The organism is Accumulibacter sp. (assembly GCF_031732815.1).
Lineage (GTDB): Bacteria > Pseudomonadota > Gammaproteobacteria > Burkholderiales > Rhodocyclaceae > Accumulibacter.
In genome coordinates this window covers 39,833-51,096 of the sequence record NZ_JAVMKF010000022.1, presented here as the reverse complement: position 1 = coordinate 51,096, position 11,264 = coordinate 39,833, and the positions used below count along the sequence as shown (strand labels likewise).

The following is an 11,264-nucleotide window of genomic DNA, read 5'->3' as shown; positions in this document are numbered from 1 at the left end:
CTGTTTGAACCGAAATCGGTCGCCGTCATCGGCGCCTCCGAGCAAGAGAACTCGGTCGGCAACGTCCTTTTCAAGAACATACTTGAATCAGGCTACAAGGGGCGTTTGTACCCGATCAACCCGGCGCACGAGAAGATTCTCGACGCGCAAGCGTACCGGTCGATCGAGGAGATCAGCGCACGCGTTGAGCTGGCGATCGTCGTCACCCGGCCGCAGACGGTGCCGCGGATCATCGAACAATGCGGGCGCAGCGGCGTCAAGAACGTGATCGTGATCACCTCGGGTTTTGCCGAGGCCGGCCACGCGGGCGCGGCGCTCGAACGCAAGATGATGGAGATTGCGCGCAGCAGCTACGGCGTGCGTCTGCTCGGGCCCAACTGCCTGGGGATCATTCGCCCCAGTCTCGGGCTGAACGCGACCTTTGCCCGGGTGCGCGCCAACGTCGGCAATCTGGCGCTGGTTTCGCAATCCGGCGCGATCTGCTCGGCCGTCCTCGATTGGGCGAGCAGCAACCGCGTCGGTTTTTCCAGCGTCATTTCGCTGGGCGGTACGGCCGACGTCGATTTCGGCGAGATTCTCGATTATCTGATCTACGACAACCTGACGCACTACATCCTGCTTTACGTCGAGGGTATTCGCGATGCACGCCGCTTCATGAGTGCGCTGCGCTCGGCGGCACGGATCAAGCCGATCGTTCTCCTCAAGGCCGGTCGGCACGCCGGGGGCCTGGCCGCCGTCGAGACGCATTCGGGGATGGCGGCCGGTTCGGACGTGGTCTTCGAGGCCGCCGTGCGGCGTGCCGGTGTGGTGCGGGTGAAGAACATCGGCCAGTTGTTCTACGCTGCCAAGGCGCTGGCGTCCAAGTTCCGGCCACAGGGCAAGCGCCTGGCGATCGTCACCAACGGCGGCGGGCCGGGGGCGATGGCGGCCGACCGGGCGGGTGACCTCGACATTCCACTCGCAGAACTGTCGGCGAGCACGATTCAGGCGCTCAATGCGGCGATGCCGGCGACCTGGTCGCAGCGCAACCCGGTCGACATTGAAGGTGATGCGACGCCAAAACGTTACCACGATGCAATCCTGGCGGTCGCCGAGGATGCAGCCGTCGACGGCGTTCTCGTCATGTTGGCGCCGCAGGCGATGACCGAGCCGGTCGAAGTCGCCAAGGCGGTGATCGACGTCGACCTGTTGACTGCGAAGCCCATCCTGACCTGCTGGATGGGCGAGGAGCAGGTCCATCAAGCGCGTACGATGCTCGAGGATGCCGGCATTCCCGCATTCCGCATGCCGGAGACGGCCGTCGAGCTGTACTACCACATCTCGACCTACTACTGGAACCAGAAGCTGCTGCTGCAGACGCCGTCGCCGTCGTCGAAGCATTCCCGCCCGGAGACCGAAGGCGCCAAGATGCTGATCGAAGCGGTGCTGCACGAGCGCCGCAAGCTGCTCTCGGAGATGGAGTCGAAGGCGATTCTGCGTGCTTTCCGGATTCCCGTTGCGCAGACGATGGTCGCGCATACGCCGACCGAGGCGCTGCTGCTCGCCGAGCAGATCGGTTTTCCGATCGCGATGAAGATCGATTCGCCCGACATCGTGCATAAGAGCGAGGTTGGTGGTGTTCGCCTGAACATTCCAAATGCGCCGGCAGTACGCAACGCCTACCACGACATCATCGAGACGGTGAAGAAGCGGCATCCGACGGTGCGCATCAACGGTCTGTCGATCGAACCTTATCTTGCCCGCTCGCACGGCCGCGAGTTGATGATCGGCGTCTCGCGCGATCCCATCTTCGGTCCGATCATCACCTTTGGCGCCGGCGGAACCGAGGTCGAGGTGTTCAGCGACCGGGCGGTTGCGCTACCGCCGCTCAACCGCTTCCTGGCGCGTGACCTGATCGCTTCCACGCGCGCTTCGAAACTGCTCGGCGAGTTCCGCAACATGCCGCCGGTCAACCTCGACGCGCTCATCGAGGTGCTGCTGCACGTTTCGCAGATGATCTGCGAGCTTCCCTGGCTGCAGGAACTCGACTTGAATCCGCTGATCGTCGATGAAAACGGGGCGATCGCCGCCGATGCCCGGATCATCATCGATTATGCCGCGTCGTCGGGTGATCGCTACTCGCATATGGCGATTCACCCCTATCCGATTCATCTGATTCAGGATTGGGAACTGCCCGACGGTCGCGTGGTGACCATTCGTCCGATTCGCCCGGAGGACGCCGAGCGCGAACAGCAGTTCGTCATCGGTCTGTCCGAGGAGAGCAAGTACTATCGCTTCATGGATACGATCCGCGAGTTGACGCAGGCGATGCTCGTGCGTTTCACGCAGATCGATTACGACCGCGAAATGGCGCTGGTGGCGACCATTCTCGACGCCGATGGCAAGGAAGTGCAGATTGGCGTCTCGCGCTATGTCACCAATCCGGACGGCGAATCAGTCGAATTCGCCTTGGCGGTGGCAGACGAATGGCAGAAGCACGGCGTTGGCCGCAAACTGATGAGCGCCCTGATCGATTGCGCGCGCCAGAAAGGCTACCGGACGGTGGTCGGTGACGTCCTCTCGATGAACACCAAGATGTTCAGCCTGATGACCAAGCTCGGCTTTTCGATTCACCCGCATCCTGACGACCCGGCGGTCAAACGGGTCGTCAAGCCGCTGAATAACTAGCGCCCAAGCCTACGGTTTAGGCACGAAATTCACGTCATAGGGATACGGTCGATGCGGTTCGACCGCGTCCCGGCGCGTCTTCTCGTCGTGTGCTGCAATCTTTCTGTCCCACCAGATGGCTCGTCCGCGGCGCTGGTCTTCCTGCCATTCGGGGTGTTTCTGCATCATTTCGCGGATGAACCTGGTGTGTTCAGACTCGTACAAGGCCATGTCAACTGCTCCCGGAGAATAATTGGCGGCGCGTTGTGCCAGCCGCGCCGAGGCTGATTATACCCACTGTTTGGTGAGCCTGGCGCGGCCCGGGTCAGGCTTTCTCGAAGCGCATGATGCCGCCGGTGCTGGCAATGCGTATCGTTTCGCCGGCGGCGAAGCGCCCTTCGAGGATTGCGCGCGCCAAGGGGTCTTCGATCTGCGCCTGGATCGCTCGCTTCAATGGGCGCGCGCCATAGACCGGATCGAAACCGGCGCTCGCGACTTCGGCCAAAGCGCTGTCGCTGATTTCGAGCGACAGGTCGAGCTGGGCCAGACGCCGCTTCAGGTAAGCGAGCTGGATGGTAGCGATCGAACGGATGTGCTGCTCGTCGAGCGCATGGAAGACGATCACTTCGTCGATCCGATTGATGAACTCAGGTCTGAAACTGGTCTTCACCTCGCCCATTACCGCCAGCTTGACGAGCTGGTAGTCGTCACCGGCCATCTGCTGGATCATCTGGCTGCCAAGGTTCGAGGTCATCACGATGACCGTGTTCTTGAAGTCGACCGTCCGTCCGTGACCGTCGGTCATGCGGCCATCGTCGAGCACCTGGAGCAGGACGTTGAAGACATCCTGGTGCGCCTTTTCCACCTCGTCGAGGAGAACGACGGAGTAGGGCTTGCGGCGCACCGCTTCGGTCAGGTAGCCGCCTTCTTCGTAACCGACATAGCCCGGTGGTGCGCCGATCAGGCGCGACACCGAGTGCTTTTCCATGAACTCGCTCATGTCGACGCGGATCATGTGTTCGTCCGAGTCGAACAGGAAGGCGGCGAGCGCCTTGCACAGTTCGGTCTTGCCGACGCCGGTCGGTCCGAGAAAGAGGAAAGATCCGTACGGTCGGTTCGGATCGGCCAGCCCGGCGCGCGAACGACGAATCGCGTTGGCCACCAGGCGCACCGCTTCGTCCTGTCCGACGACCCGCTGGTGGATTCGCTCCTCCATCTGCAGGAGCTTCTCACGCTCGCCCTGCATCATCTTGGCGACCGGAATCCCGGTGGCACGCGAGACGACTTCGGCGACTTCCTCGGTCCCGACCTCGGTACGCAGGAGACGGTTCGGCCGCTGCCCACTGTCCGGCTTTTCGGCGGCGCTCAGTTGCGCTTCGAGCTGCGGCAGGCGGCCGTACTGGATCTCCGCCACCTTGTCCCACTTGTTGTCGCGCTGCAGTTGGGCAAGCTCCAGCTTGAGCTTGTCGATTTCCTCCTTGATCTGCGTGCTGCCCTGGACCTGCGCCTTTTCCGCCTTCCAGATTTCGTCCAGGTCGCTGTATTCGCGCTCGAGCTTGACCAGTTCTTCCTCGATCAGGTGCATGCGCTTCTTCGATGCTTCGTCGCGCTCCTTGCGCACTGCTTCGCGCTCGATCTTGAGCTGGATCATTCGCCGGTCGAGCCTGTCCATCGCCTCTGGTTTGGAATCGATCTCCATCTTGATCCGCGCTGCCGCTTCGTCGATCAGATCGATCGCTTTGTCGGGCAGGAAGCGGTCGGTGATGTAACGCTGCGATAGTTCGGCCGCGGCGACGATCGCCGGATCGGTGATGTCGACCCCGTGGTGCAGCTCGTACTTCTCGCGCAGACCGCGCAGGATGGCGATCGTCGATTCGACCGTCGGTTCGTCGACCAGGACCTTCTGGAAACGCCGCTCGAGCGCCGCGTCCTTTTCGATGTACTTGCGGTACTCGTCGAGCGTCGTTGCGCCGACGCAATGCAGATCACCGCGCGCCAGCGCCGGCTTCAGCATGTTGCCGGCGTCGATCGCGCCCTCCGCCTTGCCGGCGCCGACCATGGTGTGCAGTTCGTCGATGAAGACGATGATCCGGCCTTCGTCCTGGGCGATTTCCTTGAGCACGGCTTTCAGCCGCTCTTCGAACTCGCCGCGATACTTGGCGCCGGCGAGCAGTGCCGCCATGTCGAGGCTGAGCACCTTCTTGCCTTTCAGCGTTTCAGGGACTTCACCATTGACGATACGCTGCGCCAGACCTTCGACGATCGCCGTCTTGCCCACTCCCGGTTCGCCGATCAGAACCGGGTTGTTCTTCGTTCGCCGCTGCAGAATCTGGATGGTGCGCCGAATTTCGTCGTCGCGCCCGATGACCGGGTCGAGCTTGCCCAGGCGTGCACGCTCGGTGAGGTCGATGCAGTACTTGCTGAGCGACTGGCGCTGCGCTTCGGCCTCCTGGTTGTCGACGGTCTGTCCGCTGCGCACTGCGCTGATCGCCTGCTCGAGCGACTGCCTGACCAGCCCGTGCTGTTTCGCCAGGCGAGCGCACTCGCCCTTGTCGTCGCACAGCGCGAGCAGGAAGAGCTCGGAGGCGATGAATTGATCGCCCCTCTTCTGGGCTTCGCGCTCGGTCAGGTTGAGCAGATTGCTCAGATCGCGACCGATCTGAACTTCGCCGCCATGTCCCTGGACTTTCGGCAGCCGGCCAACAGCCTGGCTCAGCGCCGCTCGCAGCGGCGGCACATTGACCCCGGCGCGCGCCAGCAACGAAGCGGTCGTCGCATCGTCCTGTTGCAGTAAGGCGAGCAGCAGGTGCTGCGGCTCGATTATCTGGTTGTCGTGCCCGATGGCCAGGCTTTGGGCGTCGGCCAGGGCTTGCTGGAATTTGCTCGTCAGCTTGTCGAAACGCATCGTTTTGTCCTTGCAGGAAGTCGGTGAGATGGAGCAGAAATGGGGACGTTCTGCGCCAAGTCAACGACTCGCTGATGGCTCGCTCAGCGTCGCCAGCGCTCGCTCGCCTGCTCGTCGGCCTGGCGCGCTTCAACCCAGCGCGTGCCGCTCGGCGTGAGCTCACGTTTCCAGAATGGGGCGTGCGTCTTCAGGTAATCGATGATGAACTCGCAGGCGGCGAAAGCGTCGCCGCGATGCTCGCTGGCGACGGCGACGAGGACGATCTGATCGCAGGGTTGCAGCCGGCCGACGCGGTGCACGACCCGCGCGTCGATGATCGGCCAGCGTTGCGCCGCTTGGTCGACAATCGCCTGGAGCGCCTTTTCGGTCATTCCGGGGTAGTGTTCGAGGGTCAGTTCACGGACTTCGCTGTGCTCGCTGATGTCTCGTACAAGACCGACGAAACAGGCGACGGCACCAATCTGCGGCCGGTTGCGGCAAATTGCCGCGAGTTCTGTGGCCACCTCAAAATCACTTTCCTGCACGCGAACTTGCATTTCAGCCTCCGGTTACCGGGGGGAAGAAGGCAAGTTCCTCATCGCCGCGCAATGGACAATCGAAGCTTGCCATCTCCTGGTTTACCGCGCAGCGCAGGTTCCTGGTGCGCTGCAGGTGTTGCCAGTCACCGCCGCGCGCGGCAAGGAAGGCAAGCAGACCGGCGACATCGTGCACCCCGGTTGGCAGGGGCAGATCTTCCTGATTCGTCGCAAGCTGCTCGCGCAGCCCGGCAAAATAGAGAATTCTCAGCATCTATCGTTTCTTCCTTGCTCGCTTCTACGCTCTCATCTCAGTCGATGGCGCCTGCCACCGCCAGCGGCGTGGCGCGGGCGAGAATGTAGCGGGCGATCGCCGGTGCGTCGTTGACATCCAGCCAGGCGACTCCGGGCCGCAGGTTATCCGGGGGTGGGCGGTCGGAGGCGACCGCGACGATCTGTGGGTCGTCGGGCCACAAGGGCGGTTGACCCGTCGCCGGCCGATGAACTTCCAGCCTGGCGATGGCCTCCTTCTTGAAACCTTCGACGAGGACGAGATCGCATGGCGCGAATCGCTCGACGTAGTCGCTCAGCGTCGGCTCGGCTGCACTCCGCAGTTCTTTCAACAGGACCCAGCGCGCGCTGCTCGCCAGCAGGACCTCGTGTGCGCCGGCCTGGCGGTGACGGTACGAGTCTTTGCCGGGTCGGTCGATGTCGAAGTCGTGGTGGGTATGCTTGAGCACCGAAACGCGCAGTCCTTGCGCGGTCAGCAGCGGCAAGATGTTTTCAATCAGGCTCGTCTTGCCCGAGCCTGAGTAGCCGGCGATGCCGAAAAGCTTCATGTGCGGCTGTCTTTCCCGTCTGGTCCGGCAAGCGGAAAAACGGCAGCAAAGCCGCCACCCGGCGTCCGGAAGTTGGTCGTCTGCCCGCGATAGAGGCGTGCCGCAACGAGCTGGACGCGCCCCTGATACGCGTAGTTGCGCAGATCGATCCTGAAATGCTCGGTCACGCCGTCGACGACCACCGGGCGTTCGGGTGGAGCAACGACCTGCTGTGCGACGTAGCCACCGTGCGCGGCGATTTCGGCGAAAATACGGCGCGTCAGCTTGTCGCCGCGATACGCCGCCTTGCTGCCAAAGCCGGCAGCCGGTTTGAAGAACCACTGCCGACGGCTGTGCCAAAAGGCTTCCGCGTTACCCGTCAGGACCGCTACGGTCGGTGGAATGCTTGCCGCCAGGATCTCGCGATCGTCGTCGTCGACGCCGATTCGTTCCAGCCAGGCGCTGTCGGCGAGTGCTACGAGGTTCCGTTTGTCGGCATACAGGGCATGGTTTTGCGGATGCGGCGTGAGGACGACGGCATTGGCCAGATAGGCCGTACGCAGCGCAGCATGCTGCGGCTCGTCCAGGGCGAAGTCGGTCAGCCGATTGTAGACCAGGTCGATGGCCTGGCCGCGGCAGTTCAGGCGTAGCCCGTCGAAAGACAACTCGCGTGGATCGGCAATGAGCGCAGCGATGCCTTGCGCCTCGAATGCCTGCCGGAACAGTTCGAACTCCGGCGCCAGATACTGGTTGGCGGGCTCTCGGTCGATGATGGCGATGCGACTGAGTGGGCGCGCTTCGCCGGCACCCAGCGCAAGTCGCCATTCGTCGTGGAACATGGCCACGAAATCGGCTTCGATGCAGGCCGCCGCGGCACGCGCCGTGGCAGACGGGCATTGGTCGGACGCTTGGCTGGCGAGCAAACGCGTGTTGAGCAGCGGTCCGCCGGCGTTCGTGTTGATTTCGATCAGCCGGGGGCCGCTGGTCGTCAGATGAAAGTCGTAACCAAGGAACACTCCAGCACAACGCGGCGGATGCTGTGCAATCGGCGCGGCATGCTGCAGGACGCGCTGGCGAAACGCCGGCAGCGCTGCGACGCGCTCGACGGCAGCGACTGTGCGCGCCATCAGTCTGAGGTATTCGCTGCTGGCCTGCACCGTGCTGTCAGCAAAGAGGTTGGCGCGCGCCGCGTAGCGCGGGTCTGTGCGCAGTGCGTGCTGGCCGGTTGCCCGCGCAAGTCGCAGGAAATCGGGCTCGGCGCCGACACGGCGCTGGCCTGGCCGTGCGATTGCGGGTCTGGCCGGGCCGTCCGCCGGGTGCGCCAGGCCCCATCCTGGGCAGATTTCCTCGTCCAAACGCTTCACTGTGCTTCCTGGCCGGTAAAGAAAGCGACGGCTTCAGCCAAATCGCGCGTCCTGCGCATCGGTGGCAGGCTGCGCCAGATGCGTTTGCCGTAATGCTTGCCGATCATCCGGGGATCACAAATCATCAACACGCCGCGGTCGGTTTCGTCACGTATCAGCCGGCCTGCGCCCTGCTTGACGTTGATCACTGTGCGCGGCAGCTGGTACTCCAGGAAGGGATTGCGCCCCTCACGCCGAAGCTTGTCGATACGCGCCGAGAGAACCGGATCGTCCGGCGGCGCGAAGGGAAGCTTGTCGATGACCACCAGTGAGAGCGCCTGGCCACGCACGTCTACGCCTTCCCAGAAACTCTGGCTGCCGATCAGGATCGCATTGCCGAGACGGCGGAAACGCTCCAGCAAGTCGTTCTTGCTCTGTTCGCCCTGCAGCAGCAAGGGCAGGTCGAGCCCGGCGCGACTCAGCTCGGCGAGCAGCAACTCGTGTACCAGGCGCATGGCCCGCAGCGAGGTGCATAGGAAGAAGGCTCGCCCCTGGCTCGCTTCGACGAGCGGAAATGCCGCGCGAACGACGGCCGCAGAGTAGTCGGCGGTGTTTGGTTCGGGAATATTCGTCGGTGCGTAGAGCAGGGCTTGTCGCGGGTAGTCGAAAGGGCTTTCCCAACGCGCTGATTGCGCATCGACCAAGCCCATTTCGCTGCAGTAATGGGTGAAATCACTTTGTACGGCGAGCGTAGCCGAAGTGAACACCCAGGCCCGCGGCCGTCCGCTCATCTGCTTCTGCATGATGTCGGCGATGATCAGCGGTGTCGCATTGAGCTGCAGCGCGTGCGCATAGGTTTCTGCCCAGCGCACCTTGTCGCTGCCGTCGCCCGCCTGCCAGTTGCGTAGGCGAACGAGCAGGTCGGCGGCGCGGTGCGAGCAATTCATCAGCCCCTCGCTACGCTCGGCCTGAGTGGCTAGCACACGCGTCAGCGACTCCAGTGCCTCCAATGTGGCGGCAAGCGCCGCGGCGAATGCCGGGCGGCCGGCAAGCTGGGCCAACGCATGTCGTGCCGGCTCGACCGGCAGGCTCAGACGCCAGTCCTTGGCGAGCTTGTCGAGGCTGGTGCAGAGCGCGGGGAGATCGAGGCAGTCACGCGCAGCGGCCGCGACCTCGAGCCTGGTGTCGCGCACCAGATCGAGGAGCTGCGCCGTCGACACACTTTCGCCGAAGAACAGGCTGGCGACCTCCGGCAGCTGGTGCGCTTCATCGAAGATCACCGTATTGCAGGCCGGCAGGAGTTCGGCCGAACCCTCGTCGCGCAACATCACGTCGGCGAAAAAGAGGTGATGGTTGACCACCACCAGATCGGCCGCCATCGCCTCGCGGCGGGCGGCGAGGACGAAGCACTCCTGGTGATTGGGGCACTCCTGCCCGAGGCAGTTGTCGCGGGTCGAGGTCAGCATTCCCCATACGCCGGCGTTCTCGGGGACGTCCGGGCATTCCGCCTTGTCGCCGGAAACCGTTCGTTTGGCGAAACGGGCGACGCTTTGCGCATGTGCAGCGTCTTCGCGCGAAAGGAAGCGACCGTCGGCCAGGGCGCGCGCCAGGTGGTAGTGGCAGACGTAGTTGGCGCGGCCTTTTAGCAGCGCTACCTTGGCCGGCGACGCCAGCGCCCGGCGGATGGTCGGGATGTCACGTGCGTAGAGTTGATCCTGCAGGTTCTTGGTGCCGGTCGAAATGATCACCTTGCCGCTGGAAAGGAAGGCTGGGACGAGGTAGGCGTAAGTCTTGCCGGTTCCCGTTCCAGCTTCGGCTACCAGCACGCGGTGTTCGGCGATCGCCGCAGCGATGCACTCGGCCAACTCGATCTGCTGGCTGCGCAGGCGGTAGCCGGGGATGCCCGCTGCGAGCGGGCCGTCGGCAGAAAAGATGTCGGCCAGCAAAGTGGTGTTCTGTAGTCCGTCGAAGTCACCCGGCATGCTACCAGATGCGGGCGCGCGCGACTGCCCGCCAAGGCAAGCCGCGGGAAATCATGCGCTCGGTCGGCGCGTCGCTCGTCGGGGAGACGCGCGAATGCCGCCGACACTCGCCTGCACTTCAGTTGCCCGCCTGGCGCAGCAACTCACGCAGGAAGTGTACCGGAATGGCAAAGCTTATTCCGGACGGCTTGCTCAGGGTCGATTCTTTTCGCTCCTTGATGAACACCATGTTGATGATGCCGATCACCTCGCCGCGGCTGAGCTCGTAGAGTGGGCCGCCGCTGTTCCCCGGGTAGGCGGTTGCGTCAAGCTGATAGACGTCGAAGCTCCCATCCCTGATCTGGCGGACAAGCTTGGCGTTGAGTTGCCCCGCGTTGCCTCCAGGAATGGCAATAGGCGTGATCGATGAGATGATTCCGCGATGTGTGACGGGCGACAGGCCGAGCACCCCGCCGATCGGAAAGCCGGTAAAGGCGATTGCCTGGCCTTCACGCACCGGACCCGAGCTGTGCAGTTCGAGCGCTGGAAGTGGGCTGCCGTCGATTCGCAAAAGGGCCAGGTCGTGCGCCTGGTCGATCACGGCGACGCGTGCAGCTCGCTGTTGTGGCACGCGCGCTGCATTCGGCGCGACGATGGCCAGGCTTTGCCCGGCTGCAATATCGGCCATTTCGGCCACGACGTGCGCGTTGGTCGCGACATGCCTGCCGTCGCCGACCACGAAGCCCGTGCCGCGCATGACAAACTGCGGGCTGCGCGTTGCCTGATACGTGCCGACGGCGACGATGGACGGCTTGTTGCGTTCGATGATCTGTGGCAGATCGGCGTCGGCCAGGGCGAATCGGGAGAGGACGAGGATCAAGCAGCAAGCGAAGCCCAGCAAGCGTTGCAGCCCTCGCTGCGGCGATCGCTCGCCGAATTCAATCAGCGTCAGCCTGGCTGGTCGGGGCATCGCCGGTTGTCGCGGGCTTTCCGGTGGCCGCCGGCTCACTACCGGCCGGGTGATGGTTGGCAGGTGCATGCTGATCCTCAAAGGGGTGCGTATCGGCTCACACGCC

9 protein-coding genes are annotated in these 11,264 nt (G+C 63.6%); 1 reads left to right on the top strand and 8 read right to left on the bottom strand.

All coding sequences use genetic code 11. The annotated features are described in order from the left end of the window. The coding region (locus RKP46_RS01935) for a bifunctional acetate--CoA ligase family protein/GNAT family N-acetyltransferase (RefSeq protein WP_311105064.1) at positions 1-2,667 on the top strand (2,667 nt) is incomplete at its 5' end. 9 nt (positions 2,668-2,676) lie between these two features. On the opposite strand, the gene RKP46_RS01930 is transcribed toward RKP46_RS01935, so the two are convergent. The 8 genes from RKP46_RS01930 to RKP46_RS01895 form a co-directional block, all read right to left on the bottom strand. Next, on the bottom strand, positions 2,677-2,877 hold the full coding sequence (locus RKP46_RS01930; protein ID WP_311105063.1) for a DUF3460 family protein: 201 nt from the start codon (positions 2,875-2,877) through the stop codon (positions 2,677-2,679). Positions 2,878-2,971: 94 nt separating this feature from the next. After that, the gene (gene clpB / locus RKP46_RS01925) at positions 2,972-5,551 is read right to left on the bottom strand and encodes an ATP-dependent chaperone ClpB (protein WP_311105062.1); all 2,580 of its coding nucleotides are present in this window, start codon (positions 5,549-5,551) and stop codon (positions 2,972-2,974) included. An 83-nt stretch (positions 5,552-5,634) separates the two neighbouring features. Then, positions 5,635-6,087 carry a molybdopterin synthase catalytic subunit MoaE gene (gene moaE / locus RKP46_RS01920; protein ID WP_311105061.1) on the bottom strand — a complete coding sequence of 151 codons (453 nt, stop codon included), beginning with the start codon at positions 6,085-6,087 and terminating at the stop codon, positions 5,635-5,637. Between the two features lies 1 nt (position 6,088). After that, a complete protein-coding gene (moaD, locus tag RKP46_RS01915) occupies positions 6,089-6,340 on the bottom strand; it encodes a molybdopterin converting factor subunit 1 (RefSeq protein WP_311105060.1) in 252 nt (83 codons plus the stop codon). A 37-nt stretch (positions 6,341-6,377) separates the two neighbouring features. Further along, entirely contained in the window at positions 6,378-6,905 is a 528-nt protein-coding gene (gene mobB / locus RKP46_RS01910) for a molybdopterin-guanine dinucleotide biosynthesis protein B (protein ID WP_311105059.1), read from the bottom strand. Then, positions 6,902-8,248 carry a hypothetical protein gene (locus RKP46_RS01905; RefSeq protein WP_311105058.1) on the bottom strand — a complete coding sequence of 449 codons (1,347 nt, stop codon included), beginning with the start codon at positions 8,246-8,248 and terminating at the stop codon, positions 6,902-6,904. The genes mobB and RKP46_RS01905 overlap by 4 nt, the downstream gene beginning before the upstream one ends. Then, entirely contained in the window at positions 8,245-10,209 is a 1,965-nt protein-coding gene (locus RKP46_RS01900) for an ATP-dependent DNA helicase (protein WP_311105057.1), read from the bottom strand. The genes RKP46_RS01905 and RKP46_RS01900 overlap by 4 nt, the downstream gene beginning before the upstream one ends. 118 nt (positions 10,210-10,327) lie before the next feature. Continuing rightward, a complete protein-coding gene (locus tag RKP46_RS01895; RefSeq protein ID WP_311105056.1) occupies positions 10,328-11,227 on the bottom strand; it encodes a serine protease in 900 nt (299 codons plus the stop codon). Positions 11,228-11,264: the final 37 nt, after the last annotated feature.